Source organism: Brevibacterium jeotgali, assembly GCF_900169175.1.
GTDB lineage: Bacteria > Actinomycetota > Actinomycetes > Actinomycetales > Brevibacteriaceae > Brevibacterium > Brevibacterium jeotgali.
This window is the reverse complement of record NZ_FXZM01000004.1, coordinates 106767-125229: the sequence shown is the minus strand read 5'-3', so window position 1 is coordinate 125229 and position 18463 is coordinate 106767. Positions and strand designations below refer to the sequence as shown.

Sequence of the window (18463 nt, the reverse complement as noted above, 5' to 3'; positions counted from 1 at the left end):
GTCCACCAGCCACCAACTTTCATCACACCGCACGACTTCTTTCATATGCGGTGTGATGAAAGCTAGTAGGTATTGCGGGGACCGGCGTCTGGGGCCTGGTGGGGGCGGGTGTATTGCGCGCTCCCGGCGCCGGTCACCGGCTGGCGGGAAAGGCTCCTGCGGCTGCAATCCCGGAACCCGGGGACTTCTCGAGGATCCCCGTGATCCAGCGGCCGGTGTCCACTGCCGCCTCCAGGTCGATGCCCGTCGTGCAGTCGTCGCGCTCGAGCGCCCACACGAGGTCCTCGGTCGCGACGTTGCCGGCGGCGCCGGGAGCGAACGGGCATCCGCCCAGGCCGGCCACGCTGCTGTCGAAGCGGGTCACACCAGCCGTGCGCGCCGCCGTCACGTTGGCGATCGCGGTCCGCCGCGTATCGTGGAAATGGGCCCGCAGGGGCACGTCACTCAGCTCCCCCACCTGCTCGAACAGGTCCTGGGCCTGGCCCGGGACACCGCAGCCGATCGTGTCCGCGATCGCCAGCTCGTCCAGCGGCGCCGCGTCGAGCAGGGTGCCTGCGATGCGCACGACGTCCGCGATCGGCACATCGCCCTGGTACGGGCAGCCGAACGCGACGGCAAGGGTCACGCTGAGCTTCTTGCCCGATCCCTCGAAGTCCGGCAGAGCGGTCTCGAGCTCTGCGAGCAGGCTGCCGGTCGAGCCGCCCTGGTTCTCCTCGGCGAAGGCGTCCGTGACGGGGAGGACGAAGTTCACCTCGTCGACGGACGTTTCGAGGGCCCGCAGGATGCCGTGCGCGTTGAGCGCGAGACCGATGTAGGAGACGCCCTCACGCACCGGGACGCGCTCCATCACCGCTTCCGCGTCGGCCATCGTCGGCACGCGGCGCGGATGGACGAAGCTCACGGCCTCGATCCGGCGGGCGCCGGTGTCCGCGAGCCGCGTGATGAGCTCGACCTTGTCCTCGGTGGAGACGACCACGCCCTCGTTCTGGAGGCCATCCCGCGGGGTGACGTCGATGATGTCGATATTGTCGATGGTGTCGGTGGGTGTACTCATGATGCGTCTCCTATCTCTGCCGGACCGTTCCAGCGGATGGATCCCGGGGTCCGTGTGAGGCGGGGAACGATGCCGGGATGTGTGACGGTGTCCTCGTCGTCGCTGACCTCGACGAGCATGTCGCGCTCACGGAACAGCGGATCCTCGAAGACGTCCGCGATGTCGTTGACCTTCGACGTCGGCACATTGTGCTCATCGAGGATCCGGCCGAGGGCGTCGGATTCGTATGCCACGGCCCATGCCGCGATGAGGTCGTCCAGCTCGTCCTGATGGACGCCGCGGGCGTGGTGGTCGCGGAAGCGGGGGTCGTCTGCGAGCTCAGGACGTCCCATCGCGCCCGCGAGCCGGCGGAACACCGTGTCCTGGTTCGCCGCGATGACGACCCACTTCCCATCGCTGCTCTGGTAGATGTTCGACGGGGCGATGCCCGTGAGCCGCGAGCCGCTGGGACCGGGCACCACCTGACTGTGGGCGTACTCCGCGGTCGCGCCCTCGAGCAGGGAGAACGACGATTCGACGAGCGACACGTCGACGACCTGCCCCTTGCCCCCGCCTGCCGCATCGCGCCAGTACAGCGCCATCATCACGCCCTGCACGGCGTAGAGCGACGCGACCGAATCGCCCAGGGAGATGCCTGTGCGCGGCGGCGGCTGATCCGGGTACCCGTTCATGTGGCGGAGTCCGCTCGCGGCCTCCGCCACAGCCGCGTAGCCGGGCTTGTGCGCTCCACTGCCCGTCTGGCCGTACCCCGACACCCGCGCGATCACGAGACCGGGGTTCGTCGTCCACAGCTCGTCCGGGCCGAGACCCAGCCGCTCCAACGTGCCGGGCCGGAAGTTCTCGATGAGCACGTCCGCCTCGTCGAGCAGCGTGCGCAGGCGAGCGCTGCCCTCCTCCGTCTTCAGGTCGAGGCCGACGCTCGTCTTGTTCCGCGACTGCACCGCCCACCACAGCGAGCGCCGTGTGCCCTGGACTCGCCCCCAGGTGCGCATGGGGTCGGGGCTCGACGGGTTCTCGACCTTGATGACCGTCGCCCCGAAGTCCGCCATGATCCGGCCGGCGAAGGGCCCCGCGATCAGGGTGCCGAGCTCGACGACCCGCACGCCGTCCAGAGCGTGGGGAGACGGTCCGCCCGTCGTTCCGTGCTGCATGTGTGCGCCCTCCTCGGAGTCGTGCTCAGGTGCAGATCCGCGTGCTTCGCGTGTGACGGACACTCTCCTCCATCGCGCCGCGGCGGGACAAGCGGGCTGCACGGTTCTGAGACCGCCTGCACTCATCTGGCCGTCGACCCCGTCCACCCGCTGCTCCACCCCGTGTCAGCCCCGCGCTCCCCGCTGCATCTCGAGCACACGCAGTCGGTGAGAGGATGGGTGGAACACCATGTGAGTCGATCCCGCAGGAGGAACCGTGTACTTCATCGTCGTCCGTTTCGAGGTCAAGCCGGAGAGCGTCGAGGGCTTCCCGGAGGCCGTCCGCGAGTTCACCGAGGCCACCCGCGCCGAGGAGGGCAATCTCTTCTTCGACTGGTCGAAGAGCCTGGAGAACGACAACGAGTACGTGCTCGTCGAGGGCTTCACCGATGAGGGCGCCGGCCCCCACGTCAACAGCGACCACTTCAAGGCGGGCCTCGAGTCGATCCGCCCGCACCTCGCGAAGACTCCGCGCATCATCTCGCGTCAGGTCGACGGAGACGGGTGGGAGGAGATGGGCGAGCTGACGCTCGACTGAGCCCGTCCGCGGCAGACGACAACGGCTGTCCCCCGCTCGGCTCGAGCGGGGGACAGCCGTTGTCATTCACCCCGTATTGTTCCGGTCCTCACGGCAAGGACATCGGTACTGGGCAGAGTTCCGCACCCTTATAGATCGTCTGGCCTGCTGGGCTTCTCCGCCGCCCGCGGGTGCTCAGACGTCACCTGCGCTGCGGAGACGACTGCTGGAGAATGCGATCCCCTGAGCAGTCGTCCTCGCTGCAGCTCACGTCCTGCAGATTCGGGACCGAGGTGCAGGACGACGCCGAGGCGAAGAGCAGCTGGCAGCCGTCAGCGTCGCCTGCGCCACGTCACTCGTACCGATCGTGCCCGGTGAACCGTCACGCACCGTTGCGGACCGAACCACCGTCGATCGTCAGCAGTGAACCCGTGATGTACGAGGCCGCCGGAGACACCAGGAAATCGACTGAGGCGGCGCACTCCTGTGCGGTGCCGATGCGGTCCAGTGCTGTACGGCCTTCGATCTCGTCAATGCCCACCGACTCGAACTGACGCATCATGCGATCCGTTCCGATATAGCCTGGCGCGATCGCATTGACGGTGATCGAGTACTCGCCCAGGTCCTGAGCGAGGTTCCGCATGTAGCTGATGATCGCGGACTTCATGCTTCCGTAATGCGCGTAGTTTCCACGGGTGTTCGCTCTCATTCCGCCCTGCGAGCTCACCAGGACGAGACGTCCGTACTGCTGCTCCTTCATATGCGGCGCCACGGCTCCGACCAAGGACACGGCAGTGAGGACATTCCCTCTGAAGACGGCCTCGAAATCGGCTCCCGCCAGCGACGACGCCCTCGAGTCGCCGATCGATCCGGTCCCGCCTCCCGCATTGGCGACGGCGATGTCGATCGATCCGAACTCTTCCACCACGGAGTCGACGAGTGCCTTCATCTGCGCTTCGTCACTCGCGTCGAACTCGGCGATCCGGTACTCGGCCCCGATCGCGTCGAGCTCCTGCACCGCTGAGCGGGCTGCGCCGTCAGGCGCCGCATGTTCGCCGAACTGAGAGAAGTCACGGTCCTGCACCACCACGACCGCTCCGGATCGTGCCAGTGTGAGTGCATACTCGAGCCCGAGCCCCCTGCTGGCTCCCGTCACGATCGCCACCTGCCCCGCGAGGTGCGGTGATCGGCTCCCGGCAGTCTGCGAGGAACGCATCGTCACACCTCCGCAGTGATGTCGCCGAAAGCGGTGATGGGCGGATACGCGCGCGGATCGGTCTTCACGACGATCAGCGTCGAGGACGCGCTGTCGAGCGCCTTCGAGATGGCAGGACCGAGCTCTGCGGGGTCGGACACGTCGAAGGCGTCGATCCCGGATGCCTTCGCGATCCCTGCATGGTCGACCGGTGCGAACTCTGTGGCGGTGGTCGTTCCGCTGTACTTCGAGATCTCCGCGTGCTTCTGGAATCCGAGGATCCCGTTGTCCAGGAGGACGACCACGACCTTGCGGCCCATCCGCGCCAGCGTCTCCATCTCCTGCCACACATGTCCGAATCCGCCGTCGCCGGTGAGGCACACGACTTCGCGGTCCGGATGTGCGACCTTTGCTCCGATCGCCATCGGGAAGCCCCAGCCCAGCCCGGCCATCCCGCGCGGCTCGACGAAGTCGTAGCGTCCACCTGCGGCGTGGAAGTAGTTCGACAGCCAGATCGTGGAGTAGCTGGCGTCGGCCACGAGGATCGCGTCCTCCGGCACCGCCTCCGCGAGGTCTTTCACGATCCGCTCCGGCCTGATCGGCGTCTGCTCGAGATCGACCGCGCCGGAAACGGTCTCCTGCGCCGATGCCTTCACCTCGGCGATCCGTCGGATCGCAGAATCGGCGTCGAACGCTGAGAGGAAGGTGCCGCGCGATCCGGACGCTGCGGTCAGCTCACGGAGAGTCGCGTCGACGTCGCCCAGGAGGCGGATCACCGGATAGTTCCGCCCCAGCTCCTCAGGGTCGATATCCACCTGGATATACGTGGCCGAGCGGGGGAACAGCTTCCACGAATCGGTGCCGTTCTCATTCATCCGCGCGCCGACGACGAGGACGACGTCCGATTCCGCGATGAGCGCATCCATGCCATGCGTCGTGCTCCGCGGCGCCATGGCATTGCCGACGACTCCGATCGAGAGCTGATCGGCTTCGTCGACCGCGCCCTTGCCCATATTGGTCGTGGCGACCGGAACGCGGTGCCTCTGCACGAATTCTCTCAGCGCCTCGGTGGCGCCCGAGCGATGGACCCCTCCGCCCGCGACCACGAGCGGCCGTTCGGCCTGCGCGAGCGCGTCAACGGCTTCGGCGAGCCTGTTGGATGCCGGCACTGTGCGATCGGCGGGGAACTCGAGGCCTGCCGGCTGTTCGTCCACGACAGGCTCGACGTCCTCCAGCAGGATGTCAGCCGGGGTCAGCAGCACGACGGGTCCCGGCACTCCCCCTCGCGCCAGATCGATCGCACGGTCCAGGGTCTCGACTGCCCGCTCCGGCTCGTCGATGCGGAGAACGGCCTTCGTGCTCGAGCGGAAGAGCTCGAAGTGGTCGATCTCCTGAAAGGCGTTCTTCCCGCGGAAGCGGCTCGGCACCTCCTGCACGATGGCAAGCACGGGTGAACGGACGAGTTTGGCTTCGACGAGCGGAGGGACCAGGAGCGTGGCGGCCGGCCCGTTCTGTGCCGTCACGACCGGGACGGTGCCGCTCACACGCGCGAAGCCGTCGGCCATCGCACCGCCCGCGTTCTCCGTCCGATACGCGACCTGTTCGACTCCCAGCTCCTCCAGAGACAGGACGAGCCTGGACGGCAGGCTCTGGCCGAAGAAATGCCGGAGACCCCGGTTCTTCAATCGCTTCGCCAATACATCTGCGACGGTATTCACTGTTCTTCAGCCTTCCATATCGATATCGACGAGTATTTTTCGTGCGCGCCCCGCCTGAAGCATGGAGAAACCACGTGAAAGGTCCTCCAGTGGAACTGCGTGCGAGACGATTCCAGCGGGGTCGAATGACTTTCCATTGATATATGAAAGCGTCTGCGTCCAATCGACTGCTTCGCTTCCATAGGAATTCACAAGGGTGATATCGCGGCGAGTCAGCGCGTCGAAGTTGAGCGAGACATCCCCCACGCCGAGGGCGATGTTGAGGAAGACCCCGTATCGCCCGAGCCGTCCGACGCCGTCCCTCACCGCCGCAGCGCTGCCCGCGGCGTTGACGACGAGATCGCGGGAGTCGGACGCGTCGCCGGGGAGCACGGGCTCCAGGCCGAACCCCTCGAGCATCTCGAAGCTGCCGAGGCTCCTGTCCCGCTCGGTCCCCACGATCTCCACCCCCGCGCAGCCCTCGGCAGCGAGGACGCACGCAGCCAGTGCGCCGACAGCCCCCATCCCGACGACCTGCGCCCGGAACTGCGGCCCGAACCTGTCCGCCGCCCCCGAACGGCGGAGCGCCGCGACGGCGACAGCCAGCGGCTCGGCCAGCGCCGCGGAGGTCACGCTGATCCCGTCAGCGATGTCGAGGACGCTTTCCTCGGGCACGACGACGTACTCCGCGAAACCTCCCTGACGATCCCAGCCGATCCGCACCGGGCTGCCATCCTCGCCAGCATCGACGCGCGGCCGGACGACGACCAGACCACCACCGCGGGACGCGCCGTCGCCACCGGCTCGACGGCCCACGATCTCGTGCCCCATCACCAGCGGGAAGCCCGTGCGCACCCAGGCGTAATTGGGGTCCTTCTCGAACACGTGCAGGTCACTGCCGCACGTTCCACATGCAAGAACCTTGACCAGGACTTCACCATCCGACGGCACGGGCCGGGGGAAATCAGTGACGAGATCAAAACCAGAATCGTCGACGAGAACTGCTCTCATTGGTGCTGCACGCGCCTTTCTAGCAGCGCGGCTGAATAGGCCCTGAAAATCAGTCAGCGATCCTCGACAACCACGGCATCTGAGTGTTTGGTGTCACAGTATGCGCGCGCTCCGATCGCGTCCAATGATTCATCTTCATCATCCCCATAAGGGGCCCTTATGGGCTAGTGGGGCAGGGATTCCTCGATGATGCGGATGAACGCCCTGTGGAGCGGATCCGCGGACCGTGATGCATTCCAGATGATCGTGTTCTCGAGCGGGTCCATCCCCTCGAGCGGCAGGAGCCGGACCCCACGGACAGGCGTGGGCTCCACGGAGGAGAATGTCTGCGCGACGCCCAGGCCTGCCGCGACGAGCGCGAGGATCATCGGCGTATCCGCCACGGCATAGCGGACAGAGAACACGCCACCCGAGTTCTGCGCCATACTGCCGATGAGGTTGCGGACCATTCCGTCGCGCACGAACGGGTACGTGATGAAGGGCTCGTCCATCACGTCCTCGATGCTCACGCTGGCTCGCCTCGCCAGCGGATGGTCCTCTGCCACCGCGATGAGGACCTCGTCCTCGGCATACACGTGGCTCCCGACATGTTCGCCGTGGTGCATCTCGCGAGAGAAGGCGAAATCGACGCTTCCATCGAGGACCGCCTTCGGCGCCAGCCCTCCGTGCATGTCGGAGGTCAGGCTGACGGCGATCGACGGGTGCTCATCGTGGAGGCGCCGCAGCAGCCTCGGCAGGAAGTTCGCGACGTGGTAGCCCGAATACCCGATCCGAAGCCTCCCGTGCAGGCTTGCGCTGCTCCCGTCTGCCGTCGACCTGATCTCTGCGACGTCAGCCAGGACGCCCCGGGCCTTCTCCAGAAGGCGGAATCCGGCCGCTGTCAGGCGCACGCCGCGCGGATGGCGCTCGAACAGTTCGGTGCCCAGCTCCTTCTCCAACCGCTTCACCTGCTGTGAGACCGCAGGCTGCGTCAGGTGGAGTCGGGCGGCGGCGCGACCGAAGTGGCGTTCTTCCGCCAGGGCCACGAATGCTTCCAACAGCGTGGTGTTCACGTATCAGACGCCCTCGGCCGACCGCACGCTCGTGATCGTCAATTCGCCGCGCGGGGTGCTGAGCACCGCCCGGAAGCCCGGCTCTGACGCCTCGGCCACCACGGTCCGGGCCGCCGCCAGAGTCCCGATCGCGGCTGTCAGCCCCGTCTGATCCGGTCCGAAGAACTCAAGAGCGTCCAGGGTGACGGCGGGCTCGGTCACGACCGAGGAGGTGGACTCCCCCGAGAAATCGCCCGAGGCCCCGGCCGGTACTGCAGGTGCGGTCCGGCCGCTCGAGTGCTCCCGCAGGGTGTCGGCCGGGTGGGGCGACGTGCCCCAGTCGATGAGGAACGGCTGCGCGCCGCCGAAGGCCAGAGGCGCCCGGCGGGTGAGTCGCCATTCGAGGCGTCCCCCGTCCGGCGTCGAGCGCGCCATGTCGAAGACGCTCCCGTAGTCGACGCCTGCCGCGTCCGCTGCCTGGACCGTGCCGTCGAGATCGTCCGGGCGCACCGCCCACCGCTGGGCGCAGATCCCGGTCACCCCCGGCAGGGAGCGCGCGGCGAGCGCGGAGTCCTGCTCCGGATCGGGCCCCAGGATCTCCAGGTACGTCAGGGACTCCGCGCCCCATCCCCGGGGCACCATCGGCACGAGGTGGTTGGCCGTGCCGCGGCCGGGATGGCTCCCGCCCGGGACGGAGCGCACGCGGGTCAGCTGCTCGAACTCGGCGACGCCCGCCGCGAGGTCCGGCACCGCGACGACGAGGTGGTCGAACGTGCCCGGCACGCCTGCGACAGCCTCGCCCACGACGGTCCGGCCGTCGGCCCTCATGCCCACGTCAGAGTGTGACAGTGCCGTTGGGGGTGCCCAGCCGTGCGCTCATGCTCACGTCCGTGCCCTGCTCGACATCGGTGCCGTCGGCGCCGAGGATGCCCAGGGGCGGCCGCACCGCCGTCGCGTCCGAGTGGGTGAGAGTGAGCGACTCGAGGGTGAGGACGGGCAGGTCCTTCGCCGCCGGGTGCGGTGAGTCGCCCCAGTCGATGAGGAACGGCTGCAGTCCGCCGAACGGCAGCGCGCCGCGCACCGTGAGTCGCCATTCCAGGAGCTCGCCCTCCGGAGTGCGGCGCGACAGGTCCTGCACCTCCCCGAAGTCGACGCCCTCCTGCTGCGCTCGGGCGACGACCGCGTCGAAGCCCGCGGGGTGGATCGCCCAGGTCTGCAGCCGCGGGGCATCGACCTCGTCGACGCCCAGCGGACGCACGGCACCCTCCTCGAGGTCCTGCTCGGGGTCGGGCCCCAAGATCTCCAGGTACGTGAGCGGACGCGGCTCCTCCGCCCAGCCGGCCGGCTGCAGCCGCACGAGGTAGTTGGCGGTCCCGCGCCCTTCGTGGGCACCGCCGAAGACGGGCTGCACACCGGTGGCCCGGGCGAAGTCCGCGACTCCGGCCTCCAGATCGGGAACGACGTAGACGAGATGATCGAGGGTCTGTGTGATCGTCATGTTCAGACCCTACCGACTCGGCCTGCGCAGGGGACGCAGGTCACGCCTCCCGCGGCAGGAGATCAGGCGTCAGCGACCCCGGGCGACAGCTGCTCGACACCGGCGCCGAGGCCGTCGTCTGCATCCGCATCGCCAGACTTCTCGTCCCCGGACTTCTTCTCGTCCTCGTCGGGCTGCGAGTCGACGCTGCGCTCACCCTCCTGCATCGCGACGGCGGTGGAGCGCACGTCGCCCAGAGCGGAGTAGAACGCGTCCCCGGGGCAGCTGGTCGTGCCCACGTCGCGGTGGCCGATCACGGTGCGCATCGTCTCGCCGGCCACGGTCGTCTTCGCGTCCGCAGACGTACCGCTGAGCGAGAGCTTCCAGGCGATCGCGCCGCTGACCGCGTCGAGCGTCTTCTGCGGCGGTGCCTTCGACTCGAACGTGCCCAGCACGGAGATGCCGAACGTCCCGGTGTTGTAGCCCACGGCGTGCGCTCCGACGACGGCCTTCGACAGCCCGCCCGCACGGCCTTCCCAGAGGCGGCCGTACTTGTCCGCGAACATGTTGTAGCCGACGTCGTCCCAGCCCTGCCCCTCGACGTGGAAGGAGTGGATGCCGCGCAGGATGGCGGGCACGTCCTCTGCGTCGTAGTCGTTCGCGCCGGCGGTGTGATGGACGATGGCCGCCGTCGCGTCGTCGGCGATCGCCGGATCGGTGCTGCCGATGGATTCATCAGCACCCCAGTCGTCACGGCTGCGGATCGTCGGCCTGTCCGCCTTCTTCACCGATCCGGCCAGGGGCTGCGCGACGGTGGCATCGCCCGGCATGTACGACATCTGCCGTGCGTCGGTCCCCGCAGCACCGACGTCCAGGACCCCTGGGCCGCTGTCCGAGTCGGCATCGACGTCCAGGGCTCCTGGGCTGCCGATCCTGACGCCGGCACCGGCACCGGCGTCAGGATCGGCACCCGACTCCGGCTCCTCAGTCGCCTGCTGCGGGGCGACGGGAACGTTGTCCTGCACCGCCTCGGCGTCGGAATCGCGGCGGACCGGGTCGACGAGGAGCACCCGGGTGCCCTGCGGCTCCCATCCATCGCCCAGGATCCGCACCTGTGCGCCCTGTGCGCCGGCCACGTGATACGGGTCGGTGCCGGGGTCGCCCTGTCCTGTGTCGTCGCTGTCGAGCCGGGTCCAGCTCGACCATTCGCCGTCCTGCTTCGTGCGGATCTCGAAGTCGACGTCGGACTGCTCGTCGTACACGAGGCCGACGATTCCCAGCCCGTCGTCCGGCATGTCGATCTCGTCCGTCAGACCGGCGATCGTGATGCCGTCCTCCGTCGTATGTGACACGGAGCCGTGCGTGCCGGACATGTTCGTCGTCGCACCGTGCGTGCCGGACATGTTCGTCGCTGCGGCAGCGGAGTGCTGCACGTGGGCGCCGGGGGCACGCAGCAGCGATGGCAGATTGGTGATCCGATCGGTGAGACTCGCACCGCTCGCCGCGAAGGTCGTGGCCGATGACGATCGGGCGCCCGGGAGCTCCAGGCCGGCCTGGTCGACGTCCGTGAGTTCGGATTCCGTGAGTGCCGGCTTCTCCTCGACCGCGGCGATCGAGGGAGCCGCACCGGCGGCGAAGAGCGTCAGGAGCGCAGCCGTACCACCGACTGCGGCGACGAGGGGTCGCGCATGCATGTCAAGAACCTCTGTTCGTCGGGGAAGAAGAGGTGCGACCCGTACGGACCGTCCGTGCACGGCGCACCTGCACTCACAGGGGTGTGTCTGTCCACCCGACATACTGGCACATCGCAGGAGCGACTCGGCGGCGCCACGCGCGGTGTACGCCGTGGTACGAGAAGCAGACGACGGGCCCCGCCGTGCGGCGGGGCCCGTCGTGTCGTCGATGGTCATGCCACCGGTGGTGCGGCTGGTCAGCGACCGCTCTCCGGAGTGATCGCACCCGGAGCGTTCCGGCGGTCGCCCACGCTGTCGCCCTTCCGACCGACCGGCTTGTCGGCCCAGCCACCCATCGGATCATCCGCAGGGCCCGGTGCGACCGACTCGACGACGTGCGTGCCGTCCGGGTTGCGGGCGATCCGGTCGCCGTGGGCCCTGCCCTCCGCATCGAGCACGGCGTCGTCCGGCTCCATATAGATCTCGGCTGCCGAATAGTCGACCTCTGCGTCGCCCAGCACGTGCCGAGCACCCTCATTCAGCTTGTCGATCGGCTCGGAGCCGCTCGACTCCGCGCGTCCGGATGCCACCTTCCGGTTCGCCTCCTCGATCCGCTGCCTGTTGTGATCGGACGCCTCTCCGGCGTCCGCACCCCGGCGGTCCTGAACTCTGCGTTCGTGTGCTTCGTCAGCCACGTCGACCTCCTCTGGTGGGCGTGTCATCGTCTCCGCTGGTCGTCGTCAGTCCCAGATGCATCCCCTCACATCCAGACGGGTCTGTCAGGACGGTTCCGCAGGGCCTCGCCGGCCTCTGTATCCGCCTGGTCATCGGCAGGGCTGGGCTCGACGGACTCCACGACGTGCGAGCCGTCCGCCTGGCGGGTGATCCGGTCGCCGTGGGCCCTGCCCGCCGCGTCGATCGCCCCGTCGTCGGGCTCAATGTAGAGCTCTGCGGCGGCATAATCGACCTCCGCGTCGCCCAGCACCTGGCGGGCCCCCTCGTTCAGCCTGTCGAACGGTGCGAACCCGCTGCTCTCCGCCGCTGCGGCCGGCACCTTCCCCTCCGCCTCCGCGATCCGCTCGCGGTTGTGATCGGGAACCGGATTCCGATACTCCTCGTCCCGGCGCAGACCGCTCTCCGCGTCCTGGCGCATCGCGCTTGCGCGGTTGCGGTCGGGGTCCCGGCTCTCCACCGACTTCCGGTGGAGCTGCTCGCGGGTGTTCGGGTCGTGCTCTCCATGCGTCTTCGTCATCACTGCCTCCCTGGGCGGCGTATGCAAGGTGTCTTGAGTTTACCGGTCCCCCGCGCACACGGCCATGGGTCCACCGGACGTGCCGGGCGCCCGCACGGACCGCACACCGGCCGACTCACCAATCGACCCACCCGTCGACTCATCAGTTGACACTTCAAGCGATCAACGGTTAGATCTCCTACGTGATGACACGACCCGAGTCTCTGCTGTGCTGGCGCCGCCGGCACATCGACAACATGGTCATCACCACATCGTCCTGTTGAGCTGAGCCGCGCCGACGGCTCTCACGCCCACCCGCTCGCTCTTCGGACGAAAAGAACACCGTGTCCTCACACACCCCTCGATCGACCTCACTCAGCCGCGCCCGGCGCACACTCGCCGGCGCGCACACCGCCGCCGAGGCCGCATCCACCCGGCGCACCATCCCCCGGCGCGCGCTTCTGGGCGGCGGCCTGGGCCTCGGCGCCCTGCTCACCCTTGCCGCGTGCACGCCCGCGGACACCTCCGCCGTCGACCTCACCGGCGATCCCACGCCGGGCGGAGTGCTGCGGTACTTCGAGCCGCAGACCTGGACGACGCTGTTCCCGCCGCAGGCGGGCTTCTACCCCAACGGCGGCATCGTCAACAACATCACCGACCGACTGCTCTACCAGGACGAGGAGACCCTCGACCTCCACCCGTGGATCGCGGAGGAGCTGCCGGAGGTCAACGAGAACGCGACGGAGTTCGTCTTCCGCATCCGCGAAGGCGTCACCTACTCCGACGGCACGGCACTCGACGCGGCGAACGTCGCGAAGAACTTCGACCTGTTCGGCCTGGGCGACAATGCGCGCGGCCTGCCGATCTCCGAGCAGATCACGAACTACGCCGGCAGCGAGGTCGTCGACGACCGCACGGTCGTCTTCCGCTTCGACGCTCCCGCGCCGGGCTTCCCGCAGGCGACGTCGACGATGAACGCGGGCCTGCTGTCGAATGCGAGCCTGGACCTGGACTCCGAGGGCTTCGGCCCCGGCCGTGCGACGGGGATCGCGACCTCCGGCCCGTTCTACATCGCCGAGGAGGTCGTGGGCACCCGCCTGTCCGTCCGCGTCCGTGAGGACTACGACTGGGCGCCGCCCCACATCGAGCATCAGGGCCGGGCATACCTGGACGGACTCGACTATCTGGTGAACGCGGAGTACTCGGTGCGGATCGGCGCGCTGGTGTCCGGCCAGGCAGACGGGGTGCGCGACGTCCAGGCACCGGACGAGGCCCGCATCGTGGAGAGGGACATCCAGCTCTACGCCCAGCCCACGAACGGCATCAACAACGGCATGAGCTTCCGGGAGCGCGACCCGATCCTCGCGGACGTCGAGGTGCGCCGGGCACTCACCGCAGCCATCGACCGCGACCGCATCGTGAGCAAGCTGTTCACGGACAACTACCCCGTCGCCACCGGCATCCTCGCCACGAACGCCGCCGGCTACGTCGAAGCGCCCGGCGCGTGGGCGTTCGACCCGGAGAAGGCGGACCGCATCCTCGACGAGGCCGGCTGGGAACGGCCCGCGGACGGCGGCTACCGGGTGAAGGACGGCACGCAGCTGAGCGTGCGGGTCAACATCGCGCTGCCGCAGCCTCGGTCGCGTGAGGTCCAGAGCCTCGTGCAGGAGGACTTCCGCCGCGTGGGCGCCCGGCTGCTCATCAATGAGGGTGATCAGGCGCAGCAGACCATCGACTCCGCCAACCTGGACCGCGTGCAGATCTACCATTCGATGGTGGCGCGCGCGGACTACGACGTCGTCGCCAGCCAGTGGTCGGTGAACAACCGCGATGCGTTCCTCAACCGCGATCCGGAGACGGACGAATGGGGCGATGAAGAGGTCGAGCGGATCCTCGCGAAGGTCACCGGCTCCGCCCGCTCCGAGGACCGGGAGGCCGCCGTCGCGGAACTCCAGGAGCACTTCATCGACCAAGCCCTCGTCGTGCCGCTGTTCGAGGAGCCGCAGGTGTTCGGCTTCCGCCGCACCGTCCAGGGCTTCGGCACGGAACCGGTGGGCCGCCCGCGCTTCTACTCCGTCTGGCTGGCCGATCCCGACCGGACCGCAGACGCCGAGGCGTCGGCTGAGGGCGAAGCAGTCCGGAATCGTCGATCCGCGACCGGATCGCACCCGCTCGAGGGGACGGAGGCCTGATCATGTCACCCACATTCCGCTACATCCTGTCCCGCCTGGGTCAGGCGGTCCTCGTCCTGTTCCTCGCCTTCACTCTCGCCGCACTGCTGCTCATGATCCTGCCGGGCGACGGCGTGCTGGCCCGATTCGCGAACCCCGCGCTGGGCCTGTCCGCCGATCAGGTGGCGGACATCCGCGACTCCTACGGCGCGGACGCGCCCTGGTTCATCCAGTACTGGCAGTCCCTCGTGGGGTTCCTGCAGGGCGACTTCGGCTACTCCGTGAATTCGGGAGCTGCGGTGTCCACCCTCATCGCGGCGGCGCTGCCGTCGACCGCGGTGCTCGCGCTGTGCGGCTTCGTCGCCGCGATCGTGCTGGCAGTGATCGTCACGGTCCTCGCCTCCTACGGCAAGCCGCCGTGGCTGGCGAACGTCATCGACTCCGCACCCGCGCTCTTCGTGTCCGTGCCGGTGTTCTGGCTGGGCATCGTCATCATCCAGGTGCTGAGCTTCCAGCTGGGATGGGTGAACGTCGTGGATCCGGGGGCCGTCGAGGCCCTCATCCTGCCGACCCTCACCCTGGCGATCCCGCTGTCCGCGCCTCTGGCGCAGGTGCTCATCCGTGCAGTCGCGGATGTGCGCACGGAGTCCTTCGTCCATGTCTCCCGCGCGAAGGGCGCATCCGAGGGATGGCTGCTGGTGAACGCCGTCATCCGCAATGCGACACTGCCGGCCCTCACGATCGCGGGCCTGCTGTTCGGTGAGCTGGTCGCCGGTGCGGTCGTCACGGAGACGGTGTTCGGCCGCAACGGTCTGGGCAGCCTCACGGCCCAGGCGGTCGCGAACCGCGACAATCCGGTGCTGCTGGCGATCGTCGTCATCGCGACGATCGGCTTCGTGCTGGTCAACCTGATCGTCGACCTGCTCTACCCGCTCATCGATCCGCGCCTGCGCCACCGAGGGCGGGTCGGGAAGTCCGCCCGCAAGCACCTGGCGACCAGCACGGCCGCCCCAGCCGGCACCTCGGGCGCGGTGGGCGCCAGCTCGTCCGCACACGGATCCGTCGCCCCGAGGACGTCCACCACTCAGGGGCCCGGCACACAGAGCGCAGAGGAGTCCTCGTCATGAGCACCGTCGAATTCGCGGGCGCCGATTCCCGCTCCACTGCGCAGCCGCCGGCCCGCGGCCGGAAGGGCTCCCGCCGCTCCGCCACGCGGACGTTCTTCACCCCGGGCACGATCATCGCCTCAGTCCTCCTGGGGGTCACGATCATCTGGGCACTGTTCCCCGGCCTCTTCACCGGCCACGATCCCGTCGACGGCGGGGACACCGCCGCGCTGCTGGCGCCATCCGCCGAGCACTGGTTCGGCACCGACCAGATCGGCCGCGACGTGTACTCGCGCGTGGTCCACGGAGCGTCCCGCTCTCTGCTGGCGGCCCTCATCGCCGTGGGCGTCGGACTGATCGTGGGATCCGCGATCGGCCTGATCGCAGGCTCGCGCGGAGGCTGGGTCGGCGAGGTGCTCATGCGCATCGTCGACGTCCTGCTGTCGATCCCCGCCCTGCTCCTGAGCCTCACCATCGTCATCGTGCTGGGCTTCGGCATCGTGAACGTCGCGATCGCGGTCGGGATCACGGCGATCGCCCAGTTCGCCCGGCTGTCCCGGTCGCAGGCGGTCACGATCATGCAGGCGGACTACGTGCAGGCGGCCTACGGGTCCGGAGGCACGTACTGGTCCGTCCTCCTGCGGCACGTGGTGCCCAACGCGGTGTCCGCCGTGCTCGCGCTCGCGGTCCTGCAGGTGGGCAGCGCGATCCTGCAGATCTCCACCCTGGGGTTCCTGGGCTACGGCGCGCCCGCACCCACGCCGGAATGGGGCCTCATCATCGCGGAGGGCCGCAACTTCGTCGCCACCGCGTGGTGGCTGACCGTCCTGCCCGGCCTCATCGTCATGGCCGTCGTCGTGTCCACGCACCGCCTGGGCACCGCACTGCGAAAGGCAGCGGAATGAGCAGCGAGAACACGAACAGCGAGAACAGCGGACGCGGGGCGGCATCCCGCGCGGCAGCCCGCGCGGCGGCCTCTCAGAAGTCGGCGTCCCGCGGGGTCGGCACCGGGACGCCGGAGAAGTACCAGAGCCGCATCGGCATCGACTACTCCATCGAGTACCCGGAATCGTTCGCGCAGGCGGCCGCCGACGCAGGCGCCGTGCCGCTCCTGAGCATCCGCGAACTGGGCGTGGCCTATACGACGCGATCGGGTGAGCCGTCAGCGGCGATCCGGGACGTCGACCTGGACGTCCATGCAGGGTCGATGACGGCCGTCGTGGGCGAATCCGGGTCCGGGAAGTCGACGACGGCCGGTGCGGTCATCGGTCTGCTGGCCGCGAACGCACAGGTCACGAGCGGCGAGATCCGACTGAGCGCTCACGGTGACGCCCCGCAGCTGGACCTGCGCGCCCTGTCGCCGCGCGAGTGGCAGAAGGTGCGCGGGGCGCGGATCGGATACATCCCGCAGGATCCGGGCACCTCGCTCAACCCGCTGAAGACGGTGGGGGCGAACGTCGCGGAATCACTGCGGCTGCACACCGGGCTCGGATCGGCGCAGCGGCGAGCGCGTGTCCTCGAGCTGCTGGATCGCGTGGGGATCGACCGGCCGCAGATGCGACTGGAGCAGTACCCGCACGAGCTGTCCGGCGGGATGCGCCAGCGCGCGCTCATCGCCGCGGCGATATCGCTGGATCCGCAGCTGCTCATCGCCGACGAGCCCACCTCCGCGCTGGACGTCACCGTGCAGAAGCGGATCCTCGACCTGCTCGACGAACTCCGTCGCGAGGCCGGCACCGGAATCCTCTTCATCACCCACGATCTGGCGGTCGCGGCGGAGCGGGCAGATGAGCTGGTCGTCGTGCGCGACGGTGTCGTCGAGGAGCAGGGGCCCGCCCGCAGGCTGCTGGGCCGGCCGGAGAGCGCCTACACCCGCAGGCTGCTGGCCGACGCACCCTCGATGCAGACGCTCGTGGGCGCCGTGGGGCCGGTGCGGGCTGCGGAGGCCTCCCCCGCCCCCGCGTCGCCGAATGAGCACGACCCGGGCCGGTCCGAGGCGGATCGGACCGATGCGCTCTCACTCGCTCAGGAGAGCTCGCCGTCCCCGGGACCGTCCGGGTCGGCCCCGCCCCTCGTCGAGGTCCGCGGTCTCACCCAGGTGTTCGCCCGAGTGCCGCGGGAGGAGGACACCGCTGACGCCGCAGACGCCGCCACCACCGGCGCACTGGCCGGCACCGCGGTGCACAACACAGCGGTGCACGACACCGCGGTGCACGACGCCGCGGTGCACGACGCCGCGGACCCCCGCACCGCGACTGCCCCGTCCAGCCCCGACGCCACCGCGATCATCGGCATCGAGGACGTGGACTTCACTGTTCCCGAGGGCACGACGCTGGGCCTGGTCGGCGAATCCGGTTCGGGCAAGTCGACGATCGGTCGCGCCCTGGCGGGCTTCAGCACACCGCAGTCCGGGTCGATCCGCGTGGGCCACTACGAGGCGGAGAGCCTGTCCAAGCGGGAGCTCAGGGACTTCCGCCGCACGGTGCAGCTGGTGCATCAGAACCCGGCGAGCGCGCTGGACCCCGCCCATTCGGTCGGCGCCTCGATCGCGGAGCCGCTGCGGAACTTCCGCATGGGTTCGAAGGCGGACCGCGCTGATCGTGTCGCGCAGGTGATGGAGCGGGTCGCACTCGATCCGGGCCTCGCATCACGGCGTCCGCGCGAGCTGTCCGGTGGGCAGCTCCAGCGCATCGCGATCGCACGCGCGCTGGTCATCGAGCCGCGGCTGGTGGTGTTCGATGAGGCCGTGTCTGCGCTGGACGTGACGGTGCAGTCGCAGATCCTCGACCTCATCCAGCGGCTGCAGGAGGAGCTGGGACTCACGTACGTGTTCATCTCGCACGACCTCGCGGTGGTGCGGCAGGTCGCGCACACCGTCACCGTCCTGTCGCGCGGCCGCCAGGTGGAGACGGGACCGGTCGAGCAGGTCTTCGCCCACCCGGAGGACCCGTACACGCAGCGGCTGCTCGCCGCGATCCCCCGGCCCCTCGACACCCAGGTGCTCGACCTGCAGGCACTGTCGATCTGACGCGAGGGCGGTCCCCACAATCGCCTCACGAGAGATGGGTGGAGGGTTCGAGGGACGGGTGTGCGCGCCCGTCCGTCGAACC

At 69.0% G+C, this 18463-nt stretch carries 16 protein-coding genes; 5 read left to right on the top strand and 11 right to left on the bottom strand.

Features of this window, described 5'->3' with window-relative positions:
- Nucleotides 1–133: 133 nt before the first annotated feature.
- Together BJEO58_RS05305 and BJEO58_RS05300 are read right to left on the bottom strand one after the other, a co-directional pair.
- Nucleotides 134–1054: a hydroxymethylglutaryl-CoA lyase gene (locus BJEO58_RS05305; protein WP_219617075.1), complete on the bottom strand. Its 921-nt coding sequence runs from the start codon at nt 1052–1054 to the stop codon at nt 134–136.
- Nucleotides 1051–2205, bottom strand: a complete 1155-nt coding sequence (locus BJEO58_RS05300) for a CaiB/BaiF CoA transferase family protein (protein ID WP_101588573.1) — start codon at nt 2203–2205, stop codon at nt 1051–1053. Before BJEO58_RS05300 ends, BJEO58_RS05305 begins: the two co-directional genes overlap by 4 nt.
- Before the next feature lie 256 nt (nt 2206–2461).
- On the opposite strand from BJEO58_RS05300, the gene BJEO58_RS05295 reads away from it, so the two are divergent.
- Nucleotides 2462–2782, top strand: coding sequence for a putative quinol monooxygenase (locus BJEO58_RS05295; protein ID WP_101588368.1), 321 nt, complete (start codon nt 2462–2464; stop codon nt 2780–2782).
- A gap of 361 nt (nt 2783–3143) precedes the next feature.
- On the opposite strand, the gene BJEO58_RS05290 is transcribed toward BJEO58_RS05295, so the two are convergent.
- From BJEO58_RS05290 to BJEO58_RS05250, 9 genes are all read right to left on the bottom strand, one after another.
- The gene (locus BJEO58_RS05290; protein ID WP_101588366.1) at nt 3144–3977 is read right to left on the bottom strand and encodes an SDR family NAD(P)-dependent oxidoreductase; all 834 of its coding nucleotides are present in this window, start codon (nt 3975–3977) and stop codon (nt 3144–3146) included.
- Nucleotides 3978–3979: 2 nt separating this feature from the next.
- Nucleotides 3980–5674: an acetolactate synthase catalytic subunit gene (locus tag BJEO58_RS05285; RefSeq protein ID WP_101588365.1), complete on the bottom strand. Its 1695-nt coding sequence runs from the start codon at nt 5672–5674 to the stop codon at nt 3980–3982.
- Nucleotides 5675–5680: 6 nt separating this feature from the next.
- A complete protein-coding gene (locus tag BJEO58_RS05280) occupies nt 5681–6664 on the bottom strand; it encodes a zinc-dependent alcohol dehydrogenase (RefSeq protein ID WP_101588364.1) in 984 nt (327 codons plus the stop codon).
- Between the two features lie 164 nt (nt 6665–6828).
- Nucleotides 6829–7716, bottom strand: a complete 888-nt coding sequence (locus tag BJEO58_RS05275; protein WP_101588362.1) for a LysR family transcriptional regulator — start codon at nt 7714–7716, stop codon at nt 6829–6831.
- Nucleotides 7717–7719: 3 nt separating this feature from the next.
- Nucleotides 7720–8523 carry a VOC family protein gene (locus tag BJEO58_RS05270; protein ID WP_101588361.1) on the bottom strand — a complete coding sequence of 268 codons (804 nt, stop codon included), beginning with the start codon at nt 8521–8523 and terminating at the stop codon, nt 7720–7722.
- 7 nt (nt 8524–8530) lie between these two features.
- A complete protein-coding gene (locus tag BJEO58_RS05265; protein ID WP_101588359.1) occupies nt 8531–9193 on the bottom strand; it encodes a VOC family protein in 663 nt (220 codons plus the stop codon).
- 62 nt (nt 9194–9255) lie between these two features.
- Nucleotides 9256–10866 (bottom strand): N-acetylmuramoyl-L-alanine amidase, encoded by a 1611-nt coding sequence (locus BJEO58_RS05260; RefSeq protein ID WP_101588358.1) that lies wholly within the window; start codon nt 10864–10866, stop codon nt 9256–9258.
- Nucleotides 10867–11102: 236 nt separating this feature from the next.
- Nucleotides 11103–11540, bottom strand: a complete 438-nt coding sequence (locus BJEO58_RS05255) for a hypothetical protein (RefSeq protein WP_101588356.1) — start codon at nt 11538–11540, stop codon at nt 11103–11105.
- 65 nt (nt 11541–11605) lie between these two features.
- On the bottom strand, nt 11606–12097 hold the full coding sequence (locus BJEO58_RS05250) for a hypothetical protein (RefSeq protein WP_101588355.1): 492 nt from the start codon (nt 12095–12097) through the stop codon (nt 11606–11608).
- A 323-nt stretch (nt 12098–12420) separates the two neighbouring features.
- Here BJEO58_RS05250 and BJEO58_RS05245 point away from each other — a divergent pair, with 323 nt between their 5' ends.
- The 4 genes from BJEO58_RS05245 to BJEO58_RS05230 are packed head-to-tail and all read left to right on the top strand — an operon-like array spanning nt 12421 to nt 18381.
- On the top strand, nt 12421–14268 hold the full coding sequence (locus BJEO58_RS05245) for a TIGR04028 family ABC transporter substrate-binding protein (RefSeq protein WP_246075908.1): 1848 nt from the start codon (nt 12421–12423) through the stop codon (nt 14266–14268).
- A gap of 2 nt (nt 14269–14270) precedes the next feature.
- Nucleotides 14271–15374: an ABC transporter permease gene (locus BJEO58_RS05240; RefSeq protein WP_246075907.1), complete on the top strand. Its 1104-nt coding sequence runs from the start codon at nt 14271–14273 to the stop codon at nt 15372–15374.
- Entirely contained in the window at nt 15371–16258 is an 888-nt protein-coding gene (locus BJEO58_RS05235; RefSeq protein ID WP_101588353.1) for an ABC transporter permease, read from the top strand. Before BJEO58_RS05240 ends, BJEO58_RS05235 begins: the two co-directional genes overlap by 4 nt.
- Nucleotides 16255–18381 (top strand): dipeptide ABC transporter ATP-binding protein, encoded by a 2127-nt coding sequence (locus BJEO58_RS05230; protein ID WP_101588352.1) that lies wholly within the window; start codon nt 16255–16257, stop codon nt 18379–18381. The genes BJEO58_RS05235 and BJEO58_RS05230 overlap by 4 nt, the downstream gene beginning before the upstream one ends.
- Nucleotides 18382–18463: the final 82 nt, after the last annotated feature.

Bases quoted from the DNA above. Each gene is read 5' to 3' on its own strand.
- BJEO58_RS05305 (WP_219617075.1), bottom strand. From the start codon at position 1,054: ATGAGTACACCCACCGACACCATCGACAATATCGACATCATCGACGTC.
- BJEO58_RS05300 (WP_101588573.1), bottom strand. From the start codon at position 2,205: ATGCAGCACGGAACGACGGGCGGACCGTCTCCCCACGCTCTGGACGGC.
- BJEO58_RS05290 (WP_101588366.1), bottom strand. From the start codon at position 3,977: ATGCGTTCCTCGCAGACTGCCGGGAGCCGATCACCGCACCTCGCGGGG.
- BJEO58_RS05280 (WP_101588364.1), bottom strand. From the start codon at position 6,664: ATGAGAGCAGTTCTCGTCGACGATTCTGGTTTTGATCTCGTCACTGAT.
- BJEO58_RS05270 (WP_101588361.1), bottom strand. From the start codon at position 8,523: ATGAGGGCCGACGGCCGGACCGTCGTGGGCGAGGCTGTCGCAGGCGTG.
- BJEO58_RS05265 (WP_101588359.1), bottom strand. From the start codon at position 9,193: ATGACGATCACACAGACCCTCGATCATCTCGTCTACGTCGTTCCCGAT.
- BJEO58_RS05260 (WP_101588358.1), bottom strand. From the start codon at position 10,866: ATGCATGCGCGACCCCTCGTCGCCGCAGTCGGTGGTACGGCTGCGCTC.
- BJEO58_RS05250 (WP_101588355.1), bottom strand. From the start codon at position 12,097: ATGACGAAGACGCATGGAGAGCACGACCCGAACACCCGCGAGCAGCTC.
- BJEO58_RS05240 (WP_246075907.1), top strand. From the start codon at position 14,271: ATGTCACCCACATTCCGCTACATCCTGTCCCGCCTGGGTCAGGCGGTC.
- BJEO58_RS05235 (WP_101588353.1), top strand. From the start codon at position 15,371: ATGAGCACCGTCGAATTCGCGGGCGCCGATTCCCGCTCCACTGCGCAG.
- BJEO58_RS05230 (WP_101588352.1), top strand. From the start codon at position 16,255: ATGAGCAGCGAGAACACGAACAGCGAGAACAGCGGACGCGGGGCGGCA.